23 protein-coding genes, 1 tRNA gene and 1 pseudogene are annotated in these 21,732 nt (G+C 71.3%); 13 read left to right on the forward strand and 12 right to left on the reverse strand.

Features of this window, described 5'->3' with window-relative positions; genetic code table 11:
- Positions 1–15: 15 nt before the first annotated feature.
- Both JJI54_RS18925 and JJI54_RS18930 read right to left on the reverse strand, forming a co-directional pair.
- Entirely contained in the window at positions 16–2,622 is a 2,607-nt protein-coding gene (locus JJI54_RS18925) for a hybrid sensor histidine kinase/response regulator (RefSeq protein ID WP_203074614.1), read from the reverse strand.
- 120 nt (positions 2,623–2,742) lie between these two features.
- On the reverse strand, positions 2,743–3,357 hold the full coding sequence (locus tag JJI54_RS18930; protein WP_203074615.1) for a histidine phosphotransferase family protein: 615 nt from the start codon (positions 3,355–3,357) through the stop codon (positions 2,743–2,745).
- 232 nt (positions 3,358–3,589) lie between these two features.
- Between JJI54_RS18930 and JJI54_RS18935 the strand changes: the two genes are divergently transcribed.
- The 12 genes from JJI54_RS18935 (at position 3,590) to JJI54_RS18990 (ending at position 11,484) form a co-directional block, all read left to right on the forward strand.
- Positions 3,590–3,769, forward strand: a complete 180-nt coding sequence (locus JJI54_RS18935; protein ID WP_203074616.1) for a DUF3553 domain-containing protein — start codon at positions 3,590–3,592, stop codon at positions 3,767–3,769.
- The gene (locus JJI54_RS18940) at positions 3,766–4,521 is read left to right on the forward strand and encodes a sulfite exporter TauE/SafE family protein (protein ID WP_203074617.1); all 756 of its coding nucleotides are present in this window, start codon (positions 3,766–3,768) and stop codon (positions 4,519–4,521) included. Before JJI54_RS18935 ends, JJI54_RS18940 begins: the two co-directional genes overlap by 4 nt.
- 125 nt (positions 4,522–4,646) lie before the next feature.
- On the forward strand, positions 4,647–5,654 hold the full coding sequence (gene moaA / locus JJI54_RS18945) for a GTP 3',8-cyclase MoaA (protein ID WP_203074618.1): 1,008 nt from the start codon (positions 4,647–4,649) through the stop codon (positions 5,652–5,654).
- Positions 5,654–6,049 (forward strand): hypothetical protein, encoded by a 396-nt coding sequence (locus tag JJI54_RS18950; RefSeq protein WP_203074619.1) that lies wholly within the window; start codon positions 5,654–5,656, stop codon positions 6,047–6,049. The genes moaA and JJI54_RS18950 overlap by 1 nt, the downstream gene beginning before the upstream one ends.
- A 114-nt stretch (positions 6,050–6,163) precedes the next feature.
- A complete protein-coding gene (locus JJI54_RS18955) occupies positions 6,164–6,946 on the forward strand; it encodes an NAD kinase (protein WP_203074620.1) in 783 nt (260 codons plus the stop codon).
- A 119-nt stretch (positions 6,947–7,065) separates the two neighbouring features.
- Entirely contained in the window at positions 7,066–7,743 is a 678-nt protein-coding gene (gene hisG, locus JJI54_RS18960; RefSeq protein ID WP_203074621.1) for an ATP phosphoribosyltransferase, read from the forward strand.
- Positions 7,740–9,047, forward strand: coding sequence for a histidinol dehydrogenase (gene hisD / locus JJI54_RS18965; RefSeq protein ID WP_203074622.1), 1,308 nt, complete (start codon positions 7,740–7,742; stop codon positions 9,045–9,047). Before hisG ends, hisD begins: the two co-directional genes overlap by 4 nt.
- 130 nt (positions 9,048–9,177) lie before the next feature.
- Complete coding sequence (gene infA, locus JJI54_RS18970; RefSeq protein WP_092956859.1) at positions 9,178–9,396, forward strand: translation initiation factor IF-1; 219 nt, start codon at positions 9,178–9,180, stop codon at positions 9,394–9,396.
- A 19-nt stretch (positions 9,397–9,415) separates the two neighbouring features.
- Entirely contained in the window at positions 9,416–10,003 is a 588-nt protein-coding gene (locus JJI54_RS18975) for a Maf family protein (RefSeq protein ID WP_203074623.1), read from the forward strand.
- Entirely contained in the window at positions 10,000–11,142 is a 1,143-nt protein-coding gene (locus tag JJI54_RS18980) for a ribonuclease E/G (RefSeq protein WP_318987534.1), read from the forward strand. Before JJI54_RS18975 ends, JJI54_RS18980 begins: the two co-directional genes overlap by 4 nt.
- Positions 11,139–11,321 (forward strand): DNA gyrase inhibitor YacG, encoded by a 183-nt coding sequence (locus JJI54_RS18985; protein ID WP_203074624.1) that lies wholly within the window; start codon positions 11,139–11,141, stop codon positions 11,319–11,321. Before JJI54_RS18980 ends, JJI54_RS18985 begins: the two co-directional genes overlap by 4 nt.
- 87 nt (positions 11,322–11,408) lie before the next feature.
- Positions 11,409–11,484: transfer RNA gene (locus JJI54_RS18990), tRNA-Phe, on the forward strand.
- A 199-nt stretch (positions 11,485–11,683) separates the two neighbouring features.
- On the opposite strand, the pseudogene JJI54_RS33120 reads toward JJI54_RS18990, so the two are convergent.
- The 8 genes and pseudogenes from JJI54_RS33120 to JJI54_RS19030 all read right to left on the reverse strand — a co-directional run.
- A pseudogene (locus JJI54_RS33120) lies at positions 11,684–12,124 on the reverse strand (tyrosine-type recombinase/integrase); the annotation flags it as partial.
- Positions 12,125–13,046: 922 nt separating this feature from the next.
- Positions 13,047–14,915 (reverse strand): prohead protease/major capsid protein fusion protein, encoded by a 1,869-nt coding sequence (locus JJI54_RS19000; protein WP_203074625.1) that lies wholly within the window; start codon positions 14,913–14,915, stop codon positions 13,047–13,049.
- A gap of 8 nt (positions 14,916–14,923) precedes the next feature.
- On the reverse strand, positions 14,924–15,208 hold the full coding sequence (locus JJI54_RS19005; RefSeq protein ID WP_203074626.1) for a hypothetical protein: 285 nt from the start codon (positions 15,206–15,208) through the stop codon (positions 14,924–14,926).
- Positions 15,201–15,461, reverse strand: coding sequence for a hypothetical protein (locus JJI54_RS19010; RefSeq protein WP_203074627.1), 261 nt, complete (start codon positions 15,459–15,461; stop codon positions 15,201–15,203). The genes JJI54_RS19005 and JJI54_RS19010 overlap by 8 nt, the downstream gene beginning before the upstream one ends.
- A gap of 202 nt (positions 15,462–15,663) precedes the next feature.
- Positions 15,664–16,194: a hypothetical protein gene (locus JJI54_RS19015; RefSeq protein ID WP_203074628.1), complete on the reverse strand. Its 531-nt coding sequence runs from the start codon at positions 16,192–16,194 to the stop codon at positions 15,664–15,666.
- Positions 16,195–16,274: 80 nt separating this feature from the next.
- Positions 16,275–16,988 carry a hypothetical protein gene (locus JJI54_RS19020; RefSeq protein WP_203074629.1) on the reverse strand — a complete coding sequence of 238 codons (714 nt, stop codon included), beginning with the start codon at positions 16,986–16,988 and terminating at the stop codon, positions 16,275–16,277.
- Entirely contained in the window at positions 16,985–17,176 is a 192-nt protein-coding gene (locus tag JJI54_RS19025) for a hypothetical protein (protein WP_203074630.1), read from the reverse strand. Before JJI54_RS19025 ends, JJI54_RS19020 begins: the two co-directional genes overlap by 4 nt.
- Positions 17,173–17,667, reverse strand: a complete 495-nt coding sequence (locus JJI54_RS19030; RefSeq protein ID WP_203074631.1) for a hypothetical protein — start codon at positions 17,665–17,667, stop codon at positions 17,173–17,175. Before JJI54_RS19030 ends, JJI54_RS19025 begins: the two co-directional genes overlap by 4 nt.
- A 172-nt stretch (positions 17,668–17,839) precedes the next feature.
- Here JJI54_RS19030 and JJI54_RS19035 point away from each other — a divergent pair, with 172 nt between their 5' ends.
- Complete coding sequence (locus tag JJI54_RS19035; RefSeq protein WP_203074632.1) at positions 17,840–18,079, forward strand: helix-turn-helix domain-containing protein; 240 nt, start codon at positions 17,840–17,842, stop codon at positions 18,077–18,079.
- Between the two features lie 144 nt (positions 18,080–18,223).
- Here JJI54_RS19035 and JJI54_RS19040 read toward each other — a convergent pair whose 3' ends face one another.
- Both JJI54_RS19040 and JJI54_RS19045 read right to left on the reverse strand, forming a co-directional pair.
- Positions 18,224–18,736: a hypothetical protein gene (locus JJI54_RS19040; protein ID WP_203074633.1), complete on the reverse strand. Its 513-nt coding sequence runs from the start codon at positions 18,734–18,736 to the stop codon at positions 18,224–18,226.
- A gap of 394 nt (positions 18,737–19,130) precedes the next feature.
- The gene (locus JJI54_RS19045) at positions 19,131–21,641 is read right to left on the reverse strand and encodes a phage/plasmid primase, P4 family (protein ID WP_203074634.1); all 2,511 of its coding nucleotides are present in this window, start codon (positions 21,639–21,641) and stop codon (positions 19,131–19,133) included.
- Positions 21,642–21,732 lie beyond the last annotated feature (91 nt).

Raw genomic sequence — 21,732 nt, forward strand, 5'->3', positions numbered from 1 at the left:
GTTTCCTCCCCCGCCTCAGGCCGCGACCGGCACGCTGAAGCATTCCGCCAGGCTGCCGATCAGCGCTTCCCGGTCGAACTTCGCCACATAATCCGTGAAGCCCGCGGCACGGCCGCGCGCGACGGCGGCCGGTTCCACGCGCCCCGTCAGCGCGATCATCGGCAGCTCCGCCCAGGCACCGCCGGCGCGGACCTCCTTCGCGAAGCCGTAGCCGTCGATGTCCGGCATCTCGATGTCGGAGACGATGCCATCGAACATCTCGCCGCGTTCCCGCAGCTTCAGCGCATGGGTGGCGCTTTCCACCGCGACCACCTCGTAGCCCTCGGCCGCCAGGGCCGGCACGACGAGTTCGCGGAAGAAGGCGCTGTCCTCCACCACCAGCAGGCGGCGCGTGACGGTCTGCGCGGGCGAGGCGCGGAACCAGTCGCCGCCGGCCTGGCGCAGCCACCAGGCGGTATCGACCACGTCCGTGACCTTGCCGGCGATGACGGCGGAACCCAGGAAGCCCGGGCGCCCCTGGCCCGCCTGCACGTTCAGCGATTCGTCCACCACGTCGAGGATGGCGTCCACCATCAGGCCCAGGCTGCGCTCGCCCTCGCTGAACACCAGCACGGTCTGGCGGCCGCGCTCGCCCTGCGGCGGGCCGTAGTCGCCGGTCATGGACAGCAGCGGCATCAGCTGGCCGCGATACTGCACCACCGGCGTGCCACCGGACTGCTCGATGTTCTCGACCGGGATGTCGTCCAGCCGCGCGATGAGGCCGAGCGGCACCGCCTTCGGCGTCGCGTCCCCGGCGCGGAACAGCAGCAGCGCCGTCTTGTCGTTGGACCGCACGCCACCCGTGGCCTGGCCGGCCAGCGACCGCTGTTCCGCCCCGTCGCCCGCCACGCCGGTGACGCGGGCGATGCCGTTGGGGTCGAGGATCATGATGACGCTGCCATCGCCCAGGATGGTGTTGCCGGAGAACATGCCGATATGCCGCAGGATCGGCGCCACCGGCTTGACGACGATTTCCTCCGTGTCGAACAGGCGATCGACGATGATGCCGAAGACATGCGCGCCGACCTGCGTGACGACGACGAAGCCCATGTCGCCGGAAGCACCGATCGGTACCTCCTTCGGCTCCTCCAGCCCCAGCACGGCGCCGAGCGAGACGAGCGGCAGCAGCCGGTCGCGCAGCCGCAGCACGGGCGCATCCTTGATGCGCTCCACCCGCGTATCCGCGCCGCCGCCGACGCGCACCAGTTCCAGCACGCCGATCTGCGGGATGGCGAAGCGCTCCCCCGCCACCTCCACGATCAGGGCGGAGACGATCGCCAGCGTCAGCGGGATCTTGATGGTGAAGCTGGTGCCGCGCCCCTCGGTGGAGGAGACGTCGATGGTGCCGCCGATCCGCTCCACATTGGTCTTCACCACATCCATGCCGACGCCGCGGCCGGAGACGGCGGTGACGGCGGCGGCGGTGGAGAAGCCGGCGCGGAAGATGAAGCGATGCACCTCCCGCTCGCTCATCGCCGCGATCTCGCTCTCCGTCGCCAGGCCCTGCGACAGCGCCTTGGCGCGGATGCGGTCGGTGCTCAGGCCCTTACCATCGTCCGCGATCTCGATGAGGATGTGGCCGCCTTCATGGAAGGCGTTCAGCATGATGCGCCCGGTCTCGGACTTGCCGGCGCGGCGCCGGTCCTCCGGCATCTCCAGCCCATGGTCGGCGCTGTTGCGCACCATGTGCGTCAGCGGATCCTTGATGAGCTCGAGCACCTGGCGATCCAGCTCGGTATCCGCGCCGCGCATCTCCAGGTTGATCTTCTTGCCGAGTTCGATCGAGAGATCGCGCACCAGGCGCGGCATCTTCGCCCAGGCATTGCCGATCGGCTGCATGCGCGTCTTCATCACGCCGTCCTGCAGGTCCGACGTGATGTGCGACAGGCGCTGCAGCGGCACGGTATAGGCGCCATCGCCCCGCGCGCGCGCCAGCTGCATCAGCTGGTTGCGGGTCAGCACCAGCTCGCTGACCAGCATCATCAGGTCTTCCAGCACATCGACCGAGACGCGGATGCTCTGCGGCGGCGCGCGGCCGGAAGCGCTCTCCTCCGGCGGGGGCTCGGCCGGCGGCCGCGGCGGCGGCGCGGCGGCGGCGCGGGGCTCGGGCGCCGGCGCCTCGGCGGGCGGCGCCTCGGCCGGCGCGGCTTCCGCCACCTCCGGCGCCTTGGGCGACGCCGCGGCTTCGGCGGCGATGGCGGCCATGTCGCCCGTCGCGGCCGCGTCCAGGCGGCGGATCAGGTCGGCATCGTCGCCCGCGGGCTCCGCGCCACCGGATTCCAGCCCGCCCACGATCTCCTTGATGCGGTCGAGCGCGTTGAGGATGAGCGTGACGCCATCGGGCGTGACGGCGAGCACGCCGTCCCGGTACAGGCCGAGCACATTCTCCGCGGCATGCGCCACCTTCTCCAGCCGCGAGAGGCCGAGGAAGCCGCAGGTGCCCTTGATGGTGTGCACAAGGCGGAAGATTTCCGAGAGCGTCGGCTTGTCCTGCGGCTGCTTCTCCAGCCGCAGCAGCGCGGCATCGAGCGCCACGAGGCCCTCATGCGTCTCGGTCAAGAAATCTGCGAGCAGATCGTCCATGGTGGCTCCGGCGCCTCTTCTCGGCCGGAGCTTGGGGCATCAGCCCGAATATTCGGTAAATGGCGGGCGGGGGAAATCCGGCCCGCCGCCCGCCCCGCGCGGCGGCGTCGGTCGCGGGCGTCAGTTGCGGGTGAAGGCCGTCATCAGCAGCGGCGCGGCGACGCCGGTGCGGCCATGCAGCATCTCCAGCCGGATGCCCGCGCTGGCCGAGACGGAGACCAGCAGGGGCACGGAGACGTTGCGCGCGGTGAACTGCATCGGCTCCCCCGCCAGGCCGGCGGAGAGGATGGGCGGCCAGGCGGCGGAAGGCCCATCCGGCCAGATCGAGATGCCGCCTTCGAGGTCCCCGCCCACGCGCACCGCGCCGCCGCGCGGCAGCCCGTCGATCGCGGTCCAGAGCGCGAGCAGCACCGCCTGCGCCAGGTGCGCGGGCAGCACGATGGTCGAATCCAGGTCGTTGAAGTCGATCATGGCGCGGCGGCCGAGCGTCAGCCCCTCCGCCGCCTGGGCCAGCTCATCCACCCGGCAGTCGCCGCAGCCCGCGCCGACGGCCGCGCGGTAGAAGCGGATCCGCCGGTCCATGATGGCGGAGGCATCGCGCGCGACATCCATCGCGTCGCCCGCCGCGCCGTCCATCAGGTCCAGCGCATTGGCCAGCGCCCCCACCGCGCCGCCCAGGTCATGGCAGAGGCGGGTGCATACCGCTTGGGCGAGGGCGATCTTGTCAGGCAGCATCCATTTCCTCCGAAAGACGACGCGGCGATCCGGGCGCGGGCCGGGCGCGGGCCTGGCACACCCCGGCCGGGCGCGGCCCGGCCCCGGCGCCCGGCCCGCGGCTTCGCGAACCAGCCCCCCGGCGTCCCGGCCTCGCCGGCTTCCCCCTACCGCCATCGCGGGATGGCAAGGGAAGACGAGTTTGCGTCCGGCAGGCTAGTCTTGAAGCCGTAAATCTTGGTAACGCTGGACGATGAACAGTGAACTTTTTCCAGGGACCCGGGTGGTGAACCCGGCGCGCCCGGATTGGGGGGCCGGCCAGGTCCAATCCGTGGTGGGTCATCGCGTCACGGTGAATTTCGAGAACGCCGGCAAGATGATGGTCCATATCGACCATGTAACGCTAGAGCCCATCGATCACGTCGCGGAATGACCGCCTTCCCGGCTGAAATCCTGGCGGTGCTGGGGGACTGGCGCTTCTATGCCGCGGCGCTCGTCACCGCCCTGGCGGGGCTGATGCGCGGCTATTCGGGCTTCGGCACCGCCGTATTGCTGGCGCCGGCCTATTCGGTGCTGTGGGGCCCGCGCATCGGCATTCCGGTGATGCTGCTGATGGAACTGGCCGTCTCCCTCCAGCTGCTGCCCAAGGCCTTCGGGGATGCCAACCGGCGGGTCATCCTGCCGATCGGCGCCGCGGCCTGCCTCGCCACCCCCGTCGGCGCCTTCATCCTGCTGACCGCGGACCAGGACCTGCTGCGGCGGTCCATCGGCGCCTTCGTGCTGGTCTTCGGCCTGCTGCTGCTCTCCGGCTGGCGCTACAACGGCTCCCGCCCCCTGCCGCTCAATATCGGGGTCGGCACCCTGGCCGGGCTGCTGAAGGGCGCCACGGGCATGAGCGGCCCGCCCGTCATCCTCTACCTGCTGGCGGGGCCGGAGGCGGCGAAGCAGCACCGCGCCAACCTGATCCTGTTCTTCGCCACCATCTCCGTCATCTCCGTCATCCCGCCGGCCATTGGCGGGCTGATGGGCTGGGTGGTCTTCGCCAAGGCCATGCTGCTGCTGCCGGTGCTGCTGTGCTGCGTGCCCATCGGCGCCCGGCTGTTCCATGTGGTGCCGGACCGCTGGTACCGCCGCGCCGCCCTGGTCTTCCTGGTCATCACCGGCACCGTCACCCTGCTGGTCTGACCCCCCCGCCGCCCCGGCCGCCCGCGCGCAGCCTCCCGCCCGGGGGGGCTTGCACCGGCCGGGGTCGGTGGACCAAATGCAGGGCCGCGCTGCGTTCCGGGCGCCTTCACGGGGGAATGGGCCACATGATCGATCCGTTCGGCCGACGGGTCAGCTATCTCCGCGTCTCCGTGACGGATCGCTGCGACCTGCGCTGCGTCTATTGCATGGCGGAGGACATGACCTTCCTACCCAAGGCGGAGGTGCTGAGCCTGGAGGAGCTGGACCGCCTCTGCGGCGCCTTCATCGGCCTCGGCGTGGACAAGATCCGCCTGACGGGGGGCGAGCCGCTGGTGCGGAAGAACGTCATCTCCCTGTTCCGCAGCCTGGGCGCCCGGCTCGGGCCCAATGGCAAGAACGGGGGCGGGCTGAAGGAGCTGACCGTCACCACCAACGGCACGCAGCTCGTGAAGATGGCCGGGGACCTGCATGCGGCCGGCGTCCGCCGCATCAATGTCAGCCTCGACACGCTCGATCCCGCCACCTTCGCCGCCGTCACCCGCTGGGGGAAGATCGAGCCGACGCTGGACGGCATCTTCGCCGCCAAGGCCGCGGGCCTGCATGTGAAGATCAACGCCGTGGCGCTGAAGGGGGTGAATGAGGGCGAGTTCGACCGCATGCTGGCCTGGTGCGGGGAACACGGCCTCGACCTCTGCCTGATCGAGACCATGCCGCTCGGCGAGATCGATGGCAGCCGGAACGAGCAGTACCTGCCGCTCTCCACCGTCCGCGCGCAGCTGCGGCGGAACTGGACGCTGGAGGAGACGGATTATTCCACCGGCGGCCCCGCCCGCTACTACCGCGTGAAGGAAACCGGCCAGCGGATCGGCTTCATCACGCCGCTGACGCATAATTTCTGCGAAAGCTGCAACCGCGTGCGCGTCACCTGCACGGGCACGCTCTACATGTGCCTCGGCCAGGACGATGCCGCGGATCTCCGCAAGCCGCTGCGCGACGACACGCTGGACGATGAGGGGCTGAAGGCCGCGATCCTGGAGGCGATCTCCCGCAAGCCGAAGGGCCATGACTTCGTGATCGACCGCCAGGCGCGGGCCCCGGCCGTGGCGCGCCACATGTCCGTGACGGGCGGCTGATGCTGCAGGAGATCCTGTCCACCCTTACCCTTCCCGGCCTGCCGGACTGGGTGGGGCTGGTGCTGCTGGTCTGCCTGCTGCTGGTGGGGCTGGCCTATCTGCTGATGCCCTTCAGCGTCTTCGGCCTGAAGGGCCGGCTGGACGCGATCGAGGCGCAGCTGGACGAGATCCAGACCGAGCTGCGCGCCCTCTCGCTCCGCACGCCGGAGCCCGGCCGCCGCCGCCCGGCGCTGGAGGAGGATTGGGTGGAGCCGCCGCCCGCCATGCGCCCCGCCGCGGAAGCCCCGGCGCCGCGCGCCGCGCCCCCCGTCCCCCCGCCCCCGGCCTGGCCGGAGCGTGGCGGCGGCCCGGGCCGGGCCGAACCCCGGCTGGACTGGCCCCGGACGCCCCGCTGAGCCACCCCGCTTGTCCGCCCACCCGCGGCAGGGCTTGATGGCCCCCTTCATCCAGGAGTCCGGCCGCATGGGTCTTGTCACGCGCGGCGCGCCGCCGGCCTGCCGGCCCCGCCGATGACGGGCGCCGATCCCCTCGCCGGCCGCATCGCCTTCGTCGCCGCCGCCACCGACCAGGCCGCGGAAGCCCTGGCCAGGCTGGAAGCGGCCTATGGCAATGCCGCGCTGGACGATGCCCGCATCGTGGTGGCGCTGGGCGGCGATGGGCTGATGCTGGAAACCCAGCACCGCATGCTGGGGCGCAACCTGCCGGTCTATGGCATGAATTGCGGCAGCGTCGGCTTCCTGATGAACGAGTTCCGCCTGGACGGGCTGATGGAACGCCTGGCCGCCGCCCAGGCCGCGGAACTCCACCCCCTGCACATGCGCGCCTTCGTGGGCGAGGGCCCGCCGGTGGAGGCGCTGGCGATCAACGAGGTCTCCCTGCTGCGGGAAACCCGCCAGGCCGCCAAGATCCGCATCCTGGTGGATGGCAAGGAGAGGCTCTCGGAGCTGATCTGCGACGGCGTGCTGGTCTCCACCCCCGCCGGCAGCACCGCCTACAACCTCTCCGCCCACGGCCCGATCATCCCGCTGGGCGCCAACCTGCTGCCGCTGACGCCGATTTCCGCCTTCCGCCCCCGGCGCTGGCGCGGCGCCCTGCTGCCGGCGGAGGCGGAGGTGGTGTTCGACGTGCTGGAGCCCGCCAAGCGCCCGGTGGCCGCCGTGGCCGACTATACGGAGGTGCGCGACGTCCGCCGGGTGGAGGTGCGGGAGAACCGCGCCGTGACGCTGACCATGCTCTTCGACCCCGACCACGGCCTGTCCGAGCGCATCATCGCGGAGCAGTTCACGGTCTGACGGGGGGGAAGCCGGCGGGGCGGCGCGGTTGACGCCAGCCCCCTCATCTGCGATCCGCCCCCGGTCGCTGCCCGCCCCCTCCGGCGCCCGACCCAGGAAGCATCGAGTCCCGCGCGCCCATGACCGCCGCCGCCCCCGCCCCCCTCGTGCTGGCCCTGCCGAAGGGGCGCATCCTGAAGGAGCTGCGCCCCCTGCTGAGCCGCGCGGGCATCGAGCCCGCCGCCGATTTCCGGGACGAGGACAGCCGCCGCCTGCGCTTCGAGACCAACAACCCCGGCCTCGACGTGGTGCGGGTGCGGTCCTTCGATGTGGCGACCTTCGTGGCCCATGGCGCGGCGCAGATCGGCGTCTGCGGCGCCGACGTCCTGATGGAATTCGACTACGACCAGATCTATGCGCCGCTCGACCTCGGCATCGGGCGCTGCCGCGTCTCGGTCGCCGAACCGGCGGCGACGGCGGGGCACCAGGACATGGGCGCCTGGTCCCGCGTCACGGTGGCGACGAAATACCCCACCATCGCCCATCGCCACTTCGCCGCGCGCGGCATCCAGGCGGAGGTGGTGCACCTCAACGGCGCGATGGAGCTGGCCCCCTCCCTCGGCCTGGCCCGCGTCATCGTTGACCTGGTGCAGACGGGGTCCACCTTGAAGGCGAATGGCCTGGTCGAATCGGAAGTGATCGCCTCCGTGACATCCCGTCTCATCGTGAACCGCACCGCGCTGAAGACCCAGCCGGAGGCGATCGGCGCCTGGATCGCCCGCTTCCGCGCGGCGCTGGCGGAAGGAGCCGCCGCGTGAAGCGCCTTGCCACCACCGATCCGGGCTTCGAGGCCGCCTTCCAGGCCCTGCTGGACGAGGCGCGGGACACCACCGCCAAGGTCGATGCCGCCGTTGCCGGCATCATCCAGGCGATCCAGGCGGAGGGCGATGCCGCCCTGCTGGACCTGACGCGGCGCTTCGACCGCTGGTCCCCCGCCGATGCCGCGGCCCTGCGCGTGACGGAAGCCGAGATCGAGCAGGCGACCGCCGGCATCCCCGCCGAGCAGCGCGACGCCCTGGCGCTGGCGGCGCAGCGGATCGAGGCCTTCCACGCGGCGCAGCTGCCGCGCGACATCGCGCTCGACGATGGCGCGGGCATTGCGACCGGCATGCGCTGGGGCGCCATCGATGCGGTCGGGCTCTATGTCCCGGGCGGCAAGGCGGCCTACCCGTCCTCCGTCCTGATGAACGCGCTGCCGGCCCGCGTCGCCGGCGTGCAGCGCATCGCCATGTGCGTGCCCACCCCCGATGGCGTGCTGAACCCGCTGGTGCTGGCGGCGGCCCGCCTCGCCGGCGTCAGCGAGATCTGGCGCGTCGGCGGCGCGCAGGCCGTCGCCGCGCTGGCCTGGGGCACGCGCTCCATCGCGCCGGTCGATCGCATCGTCGGGCCCGGCAATGCCTATGTGGCCGAGGCCAAGCGCCAGGCCTTCGGCCGCGTCGGCATCGACAGCATCGCCGGCCCTTCGGAGGTCGTCATCCTGGCCGATGGGCTGAACGACGCCGATCACGTGGCGCTCGACCTGCTGGCCCAGGCCGAGCATGACGAGGCCGCGCAATCCATCCTCATCACGGACGAGCCCGCCTTCGCCGATGCCGTGGTGGCGGCGGTGGAGCGGGCGCTGGAGACGCTGCCGCGCGCCGCCATCGCGCGCGCCTCCTGGCAGGCGCATGGCGCGGTGATCGTGGTGGAGGGCTGGGACCAGGCCGTGGCGCTGACCAACCGCCTGGCGCCGGAGCACCTGCAGATCATGGTGGAGGATCCGCGCGCCCTCTTCGCCCGCATCCGCCATGCCGGCGCCGCCTTCCTCGGCCGGCACTGCCCGGAGGCGCTGGGCGACTATGTCGCCGGCCCCAACCATGTGCTGCCCACCGGCCGCACCGCCCGCTTCGCCTCCGGCCTTTCCGTCTTCGATTTCCTGAAGCGCACCACCTGGGTGGAGGCCTCCGCCGCCGGCATCGCCGCCATCGGCCCCGCCGCGGTGGTGCTGGCGAAGGCCGAGGGGCTGACGGCACACGGCCTCAGCGTGGCGGCGCGGCTGACGAAACAGGACAACCGTCCTTGACCGCGGGCGCCGTGGCGCTCATGTTCCGCGCCGCCTTGCGCCCCCCGCGCCATACCCGGCTTCGTGCCTGACCCCCTGGGCTTGACCCCTGGGGCCCGGCCGGCCTTCACGAAATCGACGAAGGATCTGCATGTCGAAAGAGGACATGATCGAGTTCAGCGGCACCGTGGTGGAGCTGCTGCCCAACGCGATGTTCCGCGTGAAGCTCGACAACGACCACATGGTGCTCGCCCATACCAGCGGGAAGATGCGCAAGAACCGCATCCGCGTCCTGGCCGGCGACCGCGTGAATGTGGAAATGACGCCGTATGACCTGACCAAGGGCCGCATCACCTTCCGCTTCAAGTAGCGGCAAGGCGGGCGTCCCGATGCCCACCCCCCGCCCTTCCCTGGTCCTTGCCTCCGCCAGCCCCCGCCGGCTGGAATTGCTGGCGCGCATCGGCGTGGTGCCGGATCGCGTCCTGCCCGCCGATATCGACGAGACGCCGCGCAAGGCGGAGCTGCCGCGCGCGCTGGCCGGCCGCCTGGCCGTGGCCAAGGCCGAAGCCGTGGCGGCGCAATGCCCGGATTGCCTGGTGCTGGCCGCCGATACCGTCGTCGGCGTGGGCCGCCGCGTGCTGAACAAGCCGGCGGATGCGGCGGAAGCCGCGAAGTTCCTGGCGCTGCTGTCCGGCCGCCGCCACCGCGTCACCACCGGCCTCTGCCTGATCCGCCCCGATGGCAGGCGATCGAGGCGGGAGGTCGTGACCATCCTCGGCTTCCAGCGCCTGACCGCGGCGCAGATCGAGGATTACGTCGCCGCCGGCGAATGGCAGGGCGCGGCCGGCGGCTACCAGATCCAGAAGCGCGCCGAGGCCTTCGTGCGCTTCCTGTCGGGCAGCCATTCCAACGTGGTCGGCCTGCCGCTGTTCGAGACGGCGCAGCTGCTCCGGGGCGCCGGCTGGCTGACCCCGTGAGCGGGGCCGACCGCATCCTGGTCAGCGCCTCCCCGGGCGAGCGCCTTGTGGCGGTGCTGCGGGATGGCGGATTGCACATGGCGGCGATCGACCGGCCCGACCTCCCCGATGGCGTCGGCGACCTGCATCTCGGCCGCGTCACCGCCGTCTCCGCCGCCATGAGCGGCGCCTTCGTCGAGATCGCGGGTGGCGAGACCGGCTTCCTGCCGGAAAGCGAGACCCCCCCGCCCCGCCGCCCCATCGGCAAGGCGGTCAGCGAGGGCGAATGGGTCCTGGTGCGCGTGACGCGCGCCGCCCAGGGCGGCAAGGGCCCGCGCGTGACCATGCGGGTCGCCGACCCGCCGCCGCTCCCCACCAACCGCAAGCCGCAGTTGCTGGCGCGCGGCCCCGGCGCGGCGGAGCGCCTGGCCCGCGCCTTCCCGGCCCTGCCGGTGGAAACCGACAGCGCCACCATCCTGGGTGCCCTCGGCCGCGACCGCGCGCGCCTGGTGCAGGGCCGCGCCTTCGACGAGGCGACCGAATCGGCCCTCGCCGAGCTGGCCGAGCCGGTGGTGGAGCTGCCCGGCGGGCTCCGCCTGCACATCCACCCCACCCCGGCGCTCGTCGCCATCGATGTCGATGGCGGCCGCGCCGCCGGCCTCGGCGATGCGGTCGCCCATGCCCGCGTGAACGAGGCCGCGGCCGTGGAGGTCGCCCGCCAGATCCGCCTGCGGAATCTGTCCGGCGCCATCGTGGTGGATTTCGCGGGGATGCCGATCCGCAAGCGCCCGGGCCTGCTGCCGCCCCTGGAACGCGCCCTGGCGGGCGATCCACTGGAGCCCGCGCTGATGGGCGTGACGCGGATGGGCCTGGTCGAGATCATGCGCCGCCGCGTCCATCGCCCCCTGCATGAGGTGCTGGGCAGCCCCATCTCCGCCGTGACCCGCCTGCTGGCCGCGCTGCGCTCCATGGCGCGGGATGCGGCGGCCCGGCCGCAGGTGCCCCTGGCGCTGGTGGCGGGGCCGGAGGTGGCGGAAGCCGCCGCCCGCCTGCCGCTGGCGCTGGCGGAATACCGCGCCGCCACCGGCCGCCCCCTGGCGCTGCGCCGCGACCCCCTGCTGCGCCCGGGGCAGGAGAGAATCGAGGAAGACCGCGGATGAGCCAGGACCCGCCCCGCCGCCCCGGCGCCCGCCGCTGCCCCATCTGCAACCGCGCCCCCGCCCGGCCCGGCAGCCCCTTCTGTTCCGACCGCTGCCAGCAGATCGACCTCGGCCGCTGGCTGAACGGCGACTACGCCGTGCCGGTGAAGCCGGAACCGGATGCGGATGAGGAGGAATGACCCGCTGAAGAGGGGGTGGACAGCCCAGATCGCATTCGCTATCTCCCGCCTCCTCTACGGCGGGCCGGTTCACCGGCCTTGGCTTGGGCCCAGGTAGCTCAGTTGGTAGAGCATGCGACTGAAAATCGCAGTGTCGCTGGTTCGATTCCGGCCCTGGGCACCATACATTCCTCGTAGCCTTTCTGATCAAGGGGTTGGGCTGCGGTTTCGTCCCACTCTGGCGTTCCAGCGCCAGGTGGGACTTTTTCTTTGCCGGCGGCGTCCTCGGCCATGCGCTTCATCGCGCTCTGCGCCATCACCCGCTGCGCCGCCTCGCGGGTGTAACGATCAACTTCCTTGAGGGTCCGGTGGCCTGTCACGGCCATGATTTCGTGCGCGCTGCACCCCAGCTCCGCCAGGCGGCTTGCAGCGGCCTTGCGGAGGCCGTGGGGCGAGCACTCGGGCAGGCCAGCAGCTCGGCACCACCGCCTGAACTGGTTGCCGAAGCCGTCCGGCGTATAGGCCTTGCCGGCCTGGTTCCGCAGGAAGGCCAGGGCGCCGATCGCGCTGCCCTTGGGCGGCGGAGGCAGCGGCGTGGCATCGATGATGCGCTGCAACTCGGGAATGACCGGGATGGACAGCCGCACCGGCTTGCGGCGGCGGCCCTTCACCTGCGTGAAGGTCAGGACGCCATCGCGTAAGTGCTGCGTCCCCAACGCCACCACATCGCTTCGCCGCTGGCCCGTGTAGAGCAGCAGCGCCAGCGCCAGGCGCGGCAGCGTGCCGACCGGATAGGCGGCCTCGAATCGCTCGACCTCCGCCATGGTCCAGGCGTGGAAGCCATCAGGATTCGCGCTGGGCAGGTAGGCCACGCGGGCCGCTGGGTTATCGGCCACGAGCCCGGCCTCGACGCCATGCCGGAAGGCGGCCCGCAGGGCTTTCAGCAAACCATTCGCGGCTTCCGGCGTGTCGGCGCGGGCATCGCGTATCTGCACCAGGTGGCGGGCTTCCAGGCGCGCGGCCGGCTTGTCGCCATGCGCCATCCGGAACCGGTCGAGGATGCCGCGGCGCACCCGCTGGGACCGCTCATCCATCGCGCGGAAGGCCGCGCTTCCGTAGTAGGCGACCACCAAGGCATCGACACTGCCGGGTGCGATCGCCCGCACGGGCGCCTTCGGCGGCACCGGCTTCGCGTCGATGGCGCGGCGATACTCAGCCTCGAAAGCATCGGTGCCAGGCGTCTCGTGAAGCCGCACCTTGGGCTTGCCGGGCAGGCGCAGATAGGTGCGCACGTTGCCGTGCCGGTCCTTGTCCTGGACCGTGAATTTCCAGCGGCGGGGGCGTTCGATCATCCCGCATCGTCCCATGGATTGGCGCCGCTGGCGCAGCCGGTGGCGGCCTTCCGGTCCTCGACCCATGCATCTAAGTCGAAGCGATCCCACCCCTTCACGCCCCGCGTGACGGCAACCGGCATCGGCATGCGGCCGGCGGCCACTTCGGCATCGAAGGTCGAGACACCCAAGCCCAGATAAAGCGCGGCCTGTTCGCGGCGAAGGATACGCGGCACGAAGGGCAAGGCGGCGACGCTGGTCATTGGGTTCCCGGATGAGAGGGCGGGCGGCCCGGCCCGACCGGGCCGCCCTTGGTAGAGCCTCTTTCCCCTCGCCGTTCATGCCGGCCCCGCCGGGCCAGCGAGGGGATACGCGCTGAGGCCGCGCGCCAGAGAGCCCCGGCGGTGGCCGTCTCTCAGGCCTGGCCGGGGTTCCGCCAGGCGCCAATCGGCGACACGGCGCCGACGCCGAAGTCGTGCACCACCCGCATCGTGATCCCGAGCTGTTCGGGCTTCACGAAGCTCTCGACCTGCGGCTGGCCGTTGGTCCCGGTCAGCGTCGCAAGCTCCAGCACCGGCGACGTGGCCGGATCGCCGAACAGGAGCCATTGGTTGCCCGTCAGGCGCGGCTCCACGACCAGCTCCATCTTGCCGGCGAAGGGGTTCACGCCATCGACCGTGGCCGGCGATATCTCCGCCAGCACCTTTTCGCCGGCCGTCTCCTGGGCGGGACCGACCACCAGGTAACGCGGCCCATTGGAGACCACGACGCCGTTCAGATCCCGCTGCACCCGCATGGCAGTGCGACCAAGGGACAGGGTGCTCACATTCAGCTCCGTCCCGGCAGCGGCCAGGTTCCCGCGCTGGGTGCGGAACAGCGGGTTGCCGTCCGCCATCGTCGGGCCGGCGCCGGCATTCGCGGCCAGCAGCTCCACGAAGGTATCGGCCTCGGTATTCGCCGCCGCCCGCCCCATCACGTTGACCGCGGTGAAGGCGGAAAGATCGTCATTCACCAACGCCTGGCGCGAGAGATTGAACAGCTTCGCGTAGGTGATGACGCGATAGGTCTCGGCGCTTTCGAACCCAGTGCCCTGCTTGACTTCGCCACCCTCATTGATCCGGTCGAGCTTATCGACACCCGCGAAGCGAGCCACGCTCAGCGCCCGGAAGTCATTCGTCTGCCGCATGCGCATCACGCGACGCAGACCGCTGCTTGCGGGCACGAACGAATCGAGCAACGCCCGCCGGCTGGCGTTGATGAGCAGGATGGGAAAGTCGCTGGTCGTATGCATCGACCGGGTGATGACCTGGTCCGGCGCCATGCCGCGCGTGGAGACGCCACCGGCCGCCAGCAGCTCCGCCGCCATGTCCGGGATGCGCAGCGCCATGAACTCGGCGGCACGCTCGCTCGGCGTGCCTCCAAGGGCGCGGCAGAAAAGCGCCTCGCCCATGGCTTCGGCCATCCGCGTGGTGCGATCGGCGCCGCCCCGCGTGTCGACACGCGGCCCGCTGGGCGCCTGCGGCGTGCGGGCCGCCAGCGCATCGACGAAACGCGTTGATGCGGCATCGATGGTGGCGCCGCTCTCGACCAGCTCATCGGCCAGCGCCGCGTCGAGGCCCAGCGCACGGGCTCGGGTCTGGATTTCCCGCACACGATGGCGCTCCGCGCGGGTGATGACTTCGGGGGAAGCGCTGCCGCCCCCATGGTCCTGGGTGGTGGTGGTGTTCACGGTAGTCTCCTGGTGTGCGGGCGCCGATGCGGCCGCCCTGGTGGTGGAGGGGGTTGTGGGGATGGCCGTGCGGACGCCAGCGCCGGCATCGGCGGGGACGGGCACGAAGCTGACTTCCAGCAGCTCCCAGGCGCGCGCCTCGCGGCGCGGCACGTTGCCCTTGCGGTCGATCGTTTCCCAGGCCGTCACCCGGTAGCCGACAGAGACGCCGCCTTGATGGCCGGCGGCTACCTTGGCCTCGATAGCGCGTCCCTCGGGTGAACTGCGGTCGAAGCGAAGCGTGGCGACGATCCGCCCCGCCTCGACGCGCGCGCTGCCGGGCACGACGCTACCGACCACGGACCCGACCACCGCTTTGTGATCGGTCAGCAGCTGCACCAGGCCGGCGTTAGCCCGCGCCAGATTGCAGCCCATGCCCGGCAGCACTTCTTCGAAGCGCTCCCCGGTGAGCACGTCGTAGCGAAGCACCGGCGCGGGGGTGGAAAGCACGGCCACGACCGTGCCCGTGACCGGATCGTAAGTCCCAGGCCCGAAGGTGGCATCGGCGGTCATCATGCTACCGCTCACTGCCGGGCTTCCTTCGCGGGAAGGGAGGATGAGAAGAAGGCTTCGATCGGGTCCTCTTGCGGCGCCTCCGCCAGGTCGGCCAGTGCGACCAGCAGCGCGGCCAGCTCGCGCATATCCGGCGGTGCCAGGCGCGCGGCGAAACCCTCTCCTCCACCGACCACGACCAGCTCACCGTTCGGCCGCAGCGCGACACCAGCGGCCGGCAGGCCGATGGCGTCCATGAAGCCCGTGGGCACGGGGAAGAAGGCGACCTTCCCTGGAGGGATCAGCGCTTCAGGCATGGGGGGCACCCGCACGCTGCGCCAGGGCGCGCTCGACGGCGCCGGTGACGGCGTGGACGAAGTCGTCGCCCGCGATGGCCTCGGGCGGCGCGTTGATCGTCACCTCGATATGCTGCGGCGCCGATGCGGCGGCGGCCAGGATCGCGTCGAGGTGGACGCGCTGCGCCTCCGTCTTGCGCAGCTTGACCGCGACCTCCAGCAGCACCGCGGCGAGGCTCGCGGCGTCATCGAAGGACCCGATGCGCAGCGCCACGCCGTTGCCATGGACAAGCCACGCAATCTCTTGCTCGGGCGGCGAGTAGTAGGCGCGACCGTGCCCGGAAGCGCCATCATCGATGAGGCTTCGGAACTCGCAGGAAGGCAGGTCGAGGTGTAACCAGCTCCTACGCCTCTCATCGTCGTTTGCGGCCTCTCGGCCTTGTGCGGCACTCATGATGGATCTCCGTTGCGTGGTGTCAGGATTCGGCAGCCGGCAGCGCCGCCAGGCCGCGGGCCAGCCGATCCATGATCGGCAGCAGGGGCACGGACACGGTCATGAGCGGCGCGAGTTGGGGTAGCGCCTCGTGCAGGCGCGCGGCGCTGATGAGCTGCGGCCGGACGATCGTCTCCGAATGTCCCCCGAACTCGCGAAACGACACGCCGACGACCAGCCACGGGTGCTGCTGCTGTTCGGCAGCGAGCGCCGACAGGCCATCCGCGCCACGATCGGCGGCAGCAGCGAGCAACGACGCGAATTCTTCCAGTGCCGGCGTGGCGGCTCGCGCCGCGTGACCGGCCGGCGTCACATGCAGCCCGTTATCGATCATCCGACGAGCCACACCGACCGCAACAGCCTGCGCGAAGGTGAGGCGCGCGTGCGAGCCTGCCCCGGAAGTGTCGAGATGCGCCCTTCGGATGGTGTCGGTCACGGTCTGGCGGGGCAGCCCGAGAGCCTCGGCAACATCGCCGGTCGTGAAGTCGCTCCTACGGAAAACATCGGAACGCATGGGATACCTCAATGCAAGACAATTGCTTGCTTACCGCAGTTGCACGCAAACAAGCAATCGTCTTTTTTCGCAGCGCCGTGCTACCTGCCGATCGCGTCCCCCGCCACCGATGCCGCCAGCCGCGCATCGGGCGTGTCGCGGCCCCCGGTGACTTTCAGCAGCACCATGGCCTTCGCCGTCCGGCCCATCCGCGTGAAGGCGCGGGTGCCGGTGATGGTGGCGAGGGCGGCGCAGCGGCGGGCGACCAGGTCGAGGCCCGCCGCCAGGTCATCGCTGGCGACCTGGAGCTGGTCGCCGGCCTCCAGCCAGGCGTCGCAGGCCTCGATCAGCGCGGCGTCCGATCTTCTCAGGGCCTCGAACATGCCGGCGGAGGCGCGCGGCGCCAGCAGGCGGGCGGCATCCTCCGCCATGCTCGCCAGAAGCTCGGCTTCCGCCTCATTCAGGCCGGAAGTCGCGTGTTCCACGAACAGCGCCACCGCGGCGGCCTTGGCGGCGAGGCCGGGCATGCCCGCGGCCGGGCGCGCGGCCATTTCGTCAATCGCAGCCTCGAAGCGATCGAAGGCCGAATCGACCGCGTCGGCGAGCTGCGCCACGTCGCCGCCCTGGCCCTCGGCGGCGCGCCAGCCGGCTTCCATGGCCTCCCGTTCCTCCCGCCAGGCGCGGCAGGCATGGTCGTGGAGGCGCAGCAGGACGGCGTCGGCATCGGCCAGCGCGGGCGGGGCACCGACCACCGGCACCAGGGCGGCAGGGGCGGCGACGGCGGCCAAGAGGCCGCGGCGGGATGCGGCGCTCATGCCTCGCCCCCGATTCGCGCCAGGGTGAGAGGTTGCAGGGACGCTTCGGCGTCGTCGTCATCCTCGACCGGGTCCGGCTCGCAATCCGGGTCGCCGTCGAGGAGGTCGAGGAGGAAGATCAGCCGATCGATTTCGCCCGCGATCCGCGCGCGCAGCTCGGCGAGGGAGGGAGGGGTGCGGGTCTTCATGCCGGCAGCCTCCGCGACGCGGCCGGGCGGGGATCGGCGGCGGGCAGCAGCCGCAGGCCATCGGCGAACACGCTGGCGGCCAGGTCGTATTCGGCGGCGAGGACCTGGTGCCCGGTCTCCTCCCGGATTTGCCAGACGACGCGCATGGCCTTCGCCAGCATGCCCGGCAGGGTGGTGGCGGGGGTGGCGGCCAGCCGGGCCACCAGGTCGTCGCGCTCCACCGCGGCGGCCTCATACTCGGCTTCCGCCACGGCCTCGGCGGCGTCATCGCCCGCCAGCTCGGCGACCGTGTGCTGGTCACAGGCGCGTTCCACGGCGGCCTCCGCGTGGCGCAGCTCCTCCGCCAGGGCGAACAGGGCGGCATCGCCGGCAGGGGTGTGGGTTGAACTGACACCCTTCCCCGCCGCGGGGAGGGGCAGACTGACCATCAGGGCGGCGGGCGCGGCCAGTGCCCTTCTGTTCAGCGTGATGGTACGAATGGCGTCAGCCATGATCCGGGCTCCTGGGCCTGGGTTGCGGTCAGGCCGGGCGGGCGGGCTCCTACCCCCACACGCTCGGCCGATCCCCGGCGGTTCCGCTTGGAACATCACGGGTGATGTGCGAGACATAAGGCGCGACGAAACTCGGCGTCAAGCGCCACGCATCATGGATGATGTTTGAAGCATGATATCGGCGAAGCAGATCAAGGCCGCGCGTGTCTTCCTCGAATGGGAGCAGCGCGACCTCGCCGAACGCTCAGGCCTGTCGCTTCCGACAATCCAGCGCATGGAGAAGCATGGCGTCGAGCGCAGCTCGGCGGCCAACGCGATGAAGGTGCAAACCGCCCTGGAAGCGGCCGGCGTCGAATTCATCGCGGAGAATGGCGGCGGCGCCGGGGTGCGGCTCCGGAAGCCGCAGGCCTAGCCTGGCGCCAACCGTCACGGCTGGGGTGACAGTCGCGCCTGCATCCGTTGCCGTCAGCACAACGCTTGCCGGGCAACCATGGGGGAAGGCCCCTCGGTTGCGTGCGCTGGCAGGCTGCACCTCCATGATGGAGGCGCAGCCCCATCACTGACCACCGGCGCCGGCAAGGCGTTCGCTGAAGCGCAGCAGCTCGGCCGATAGCGCATCCTCGCAGGCCGAGGCCTGGACGGGGTCGAGGACATGATCGCGCGGCACGGCCATGAGGGCGTCGCGCAGCTCCCGCACCCACGGCACCAGCACCGCGGCCACGGCCTTGCGCTCCACCAGCTCACCGCGCCTCACCTTCAACTCGATCTCGGCGAGCTGCCGCTCGGCGGCCAGCTTCAACGTCCGCTCGGCAACCAGGGTGGGGCTGGCATCCTCCCGGCCTGGTGCGGCCGGCGCGGCGTCCTCCGCCTCGGGCACCCTATGTTCAACCGAGGGTGCCCCCGTGGTTTGCAGGGCGGGGTCGAGGCCTTGCGCGCGGTGCGCCTGGTAGGCGTCGAAGTCCACCAGCCCATCGCGCCCCACCAGCCCCCAGGCCCTCGCCTGGCGCGATACGGTCGATTTGTGAACACCGATGCGCCTCGCAATTTCGGTGATTGTCGTCTTGTCCATCGTTACTTTCCTTGTTGCGCAACAGGGGCACCCCTTGTTGCGCCGTTGCACCCTTTTACTACCTCGCAACTAGCGAACTCGGGCGCGTTTGCACCCCGTATTGCGGTGGCGGCGGGAGGGACCCATCACGGGGTGCCCCTCCCCGCCACGGGCCGGGCCTCGATGGCGCGGGCGAGCGTGCGCAGCTCCGCGACCAGGTCGGACTTGTCGGCGTGGAAGCGTTCGGGATCGCGTCGGTCGGGCACCAGGCGCCGCACCCGATCGGCGAGGGCCTCCAGCGAAGCCGCCAGGGATGGGGCCGGACCGTCTAGGGTGCCCAAGGGTGCCCATGGGTGCCCATCTTTCCGTAAGGGCGCATCACGCTCGCGCACGCGCGTGTGGGGCATAATCGGAATCATGGGCACCCATGGGCACCCTGGGCACCCTCCATGGTCCGAAGGCCTATCCCCTGGATGAACCGATAGCCCCGTATCTCTTTGAAGCGTAAGCGATCTTGCTTCTCGGCCCAGCCCCGGAAGCGATGACGCGATGCCGCTTGCTCCCCGTTCTTCAATGCCCATGCGTTGAAGTCGGCCAGCAGCACGCCGGGTTGCTCGGCCAGGTTCGGGTCGAGGATGCAGCGCTCCGCCACCCAGGCCCCGAAGGCGTCCTGAGCCTGGAAGTATTCTTCCGTCGCGGCCTGCACCGCCGCCGGCTTGCCGAGGCCGAATTGCTGCCATTCCAGGCAGCCATCGATCATCCACCGCAGGATGCCGGACCACTCCGCCCGCAGCCTGGCGGGCAGCGTCGGGTCGGGCCGCTCCGGCTTGTGCAGGAAGGGCACGATGTTGAAGCGGCGCCGGGCCGCGTCATCCACGTTCTTGAGCGCGGGCTTGTGGTTGCCGCTGATGGTGAGCTTGAAGCGGGGCAGGAAGGTGAAATTGTCCTGCCTCATGAAGCGGGCCGTGATCGGGTCCCCGCCGGTCAGGGCCTTGATGCGCGCCTCCGCCCACGCCTTCCCTTCCTCGGTCTCCGTGGTCATCACCAAGCGCGCGCCGTGGAGCATGGCGAGGTCGGTGGAGTGCTTGTCGCCATAGGCCGCGGTGAAGGTGTCCAGCGCGGCCGTGGTGCCGTAGCTGCCCATGATCCCCGCCATGGTGTTCAGCAGCACGCCCTTGCCGTTGCCGCCGGGGCCATAGACGAACAGCAGCGCATGCTCTCGCGTGTCGCCAGTCAGGCCGTAGCCGAACCACCGTTGCAGGAAGGTGATGAGGTCCGCATCCCCGCCCGTGGCCTGGTGCAGGAAGGCCAGCCAGGCCGGGCAGGCGGCATCCTCGGCCGGCGCCACCGCAACCGCCTTGGTGATGTGATCCGCCTGGCGCGCGGGCCGCAGCTCACCCGTGCGAAGATCCACGGTGCCGCCCGGCGTGCCCAGCAGCCAGGGGTCGGGGTCCCAGGTATCGGCCAGCGCGGCCACCTGCGGATCGGCCATGGCATGCCGCTCGACACCCGAGGCGAAGGCGGCCCGGCCGGCGGAGAGAATCGCCTTGTCGTTGTCGGTGCGTGCCGCGGCCTCGCGCGCCGCCACGCGCGCCCAGGCGAAGGCGATCTTGGTCTTCTCCCGCCGCCAGATGGCGCCGTCCCAGCGGAACCAGGCGCCGCTATCGTGGCAGTAGCGCAGCACCTTGCCGTGCCGGCGCATGAACAGCTCCGCCACCGCATCCTCGGTCACCAGCTCGGGCCAATCCTCCGGCGGCTCGGCCGGGGCGGCCTGACCACGCGAGGGCGGCGGCGTGCTGGCGCCGATCGACGGCTTGGGAGGTGCTGGACCACCCCGCGCCTCACTGGCGGGCGCCGGCGGCCTCTCCGCCGCCCAGGGAAGGGGCTTCCAGCCCAGGGACGCGGGATCGATGCCCATCTGGTCGCACAGCCACAGGCCGGCTTCCCTGGCGCCTGGCGCGCCACCCCAGGCGATGACCACGTCAATCGGGCTGCAGGACTCCCCTGTGCCGAAGTCGTGACCGCCCAGCAGGGGATGCAGGGACAGGTCCTCTTCAAGCCCGCGCCCCAGGTCGCGCGACGCCACGCGCCACGCCCCGGTGCCGGCTTCCTCCCTCGCCGCCGGCCCGAAGATGGTCGGAACCCAGCGCCCCAGCTCCGCCAGCGCGCGCTTGTTGACCTCGACGAAGAAGGCGCCGGCCTTGCCGGCAGGCGCGCGGGTCGAGGCCGGAGGGCGTTCGCCCTGGCGGCGCGCGACGGGGGCGGGCTGGGCCACGGCCAGGGGCTTCGCGGCGGGCGGCCGGGATGCCGCCTCGCGCTCCCGCGCCGGCATGGCACCCGCGGCCCGGATGACGGCCTCCGCCGCCACCAGGAAGGCCCGGATGCCGCCCTCCGCCACCACCGGCAGGGCGGACAGGGCGACGGCCTCCGGGCTGGCATGCGACCAGGTGTAGGGGGCGCGGGTGTCGGGGTGGATGCCGAAGGCGACGAATTGCTGGCCCTCGCCCAGGATTTCGACTTGGCATTTGGTGCCGTCCGGCATGAACAGCTCGGGCGTTGATGCCTTCCGCATCGGCGCCTCCGCCCGGTAGCAGAACAGCACCTTGGGCGCGCGACCCACCCGCCGGAGGGGCGAGGGACCGACCATCACCGACGCCAGGGCCTCGACCTGCCCCGCCAGCTCGGGCACGGGCACGTCGATATCGATCGCGACCAGGTCGCCGCACAACAGGCCGGTATTCGTGCAGCGCGGTTGATCCCGCTCCCATCGCCGAATGGCGTCGGCATCGGCCTCGGCACAGGCGCGCGCCCAATCCTTCATCGTCGGGCGCTTCCCGGCGGAGGGACCGCCCATGTCGGGCGAAGAAACGGGCACCGGCCGGAAGCCATTGGCGTGAACCGCCAGCCGCAAATCGGTGGGGTTCATGGCTTGAAAATCCGTCTCGCCGGTGGGACACTCGCCTCCGGAAGCCCAGGTTTTTCCTGGTCCTCCGTATGGTCCCACCAGGCGCTAGGGG

Origin of the sequence: Falsiroseomonas ponticola, assembly GCF_016805305.1 — a bacterium.
Classification (GTDB): domain Bacteria; phylum Pseudomonadota; class Alphaproteobacteria; order Acetobacterales; family Acetobacteraceae; genus Falsiroseomonas; species Falsiroseomonas ponticola.

Coding starts and splice junctions, on each gene's coding strand:
- JJI54_RS18940 (WP_203074617.1), top strand. CDS start 3,766: ATGACCGCCTTCCCGGCTGAAATCCTGGCGGTGCTGGGGGACTGGCGC.
- JJI54_RS19000 (WP_203074625.1), bottom strand. CDS start 14,915: ATGATGACCGCCGATGCCACCTTCGGGCCTGGGACTTACGATCCGGTC.
- JJI54_RS19035 (WP_203074632.1), top strand. CDS start 17,840: ATGATATCGGCGAAGCAGATCAAGGCCGCGCGTGTCTTCCTCGAATGG.
- JJI54_RS18950 (WP_203074619.1), top strand. CDS start 5,654: ATGCTGCAGGAGATCCTGTCCACCCTTACCCTTCCCGGCCTGCCGGAC.
- JJI54_RS19030 (WP_203074631.1), bottom strand. CDS start 17,667: ATGGCTGACGCCATTCGTACCATCACGCTGAACAGAAGGGCACTGGCC.
- JJI54_RS18925 (WP_203074614.1), bottom strand. CDS start 2,622: ATGGACGATCTGCTCGCAGATTTCTTGACCGAGACGCATGAGGGCCTC.
- JJI54_RS19015 (WP_203074628.1), bottom strand. CDS start 16,194: ATGCGTTCCGATGTTTTCCGTAGGAGCGACTTCACGACCGGCGATGTT.
- JJI54_RS18935 (WP_203074616.1), top strand. CDS start 3,590: ATGAACAGTGAACTTTTTCCAGGGACCCGGGTGGTGAACCCGGCGCGC.
- moaA (WP_203074618.1), top strand. CDS start 4,647: ATGATCGATCCGTTCGGCCGACGGGTCAGCTATCTCCGCGTCTCCGTG.
- JJI54_RS18985 (WP_203074624.1), top strand. CDS start 11,139: ATGAGCCAGGACCCGCCCCGCCGCCCCGGCGCCCGCCGCTGCCCCATC.
- JJI54_RS18955 (WP_203074620.1), top strand. CDS start 6,164: ATGACGGGCGCCGATCCCCTCGCCGGCCGCATCGCCTTCGTCGCCGCC.
- JJI54_RS19045 (WP_203074634.1), bottom strand. CDS start 21,641: ATGAACCCCACCGATTTGCGGCTGGCGGTTCACGCCAATGGCTTCCGG.
- infA (WP_092956859.1), top strand. CDS start 9,178: ATGTCGAAAGAGGACATGATCGAGTTCAGCGGCACCGTGGTGGAGCTG.
- JJI54_RS18975 (WP_203074623.1), top strand. CDS start 9,416: ATGCCCACCCCCCGCCCTTCCCTGGTCCTTGCCTCCGCCAGCCCCCGC.
- JJI54_RS19040 (WP_203074633.1), bottom strand. CDS start 18,736: ATGGACAAGACGACAATCACCGAAATTGCGAGGCGCATCGGTGTTCAC.
- JJI54_RS19005 (WP_203074626.1), bottom strand. CDS start 15,208: ATGCCTGAAGCGCTGATCCCTCCAGGGAAGGTCGCCTTCTTCCCCGTG.
- JJI54_RS19025 (WP_203074630.1), bottom strand. CDS start 17,176: ATGAAGACCCGCACCCCTCCCTCCCTCGCCGAGCTGCGCGCGCGGATC.
- hisG (WP_203074621.1), top strand. CDS start 7,066: ATGACCGCCGCCGCCCCCGCCCCCCTCGTGCTGGCCCTGCCGAAGGGG.
- JJI54_RS18930 (WP_203074615.1), bottom strand. CDS start 3,357: ATGCTGCCTGACAAGATCGCCCTCGCCCAAGCGGTATGCACCCGCCTC.
- JJI54_RS19020 (WP_203074629.1), bottom strand. CDS start 16,988: ATGAGCGCCGCATCCCGCCGCGGCCTCTTGGCCGCCGTCGCCGCCCCT.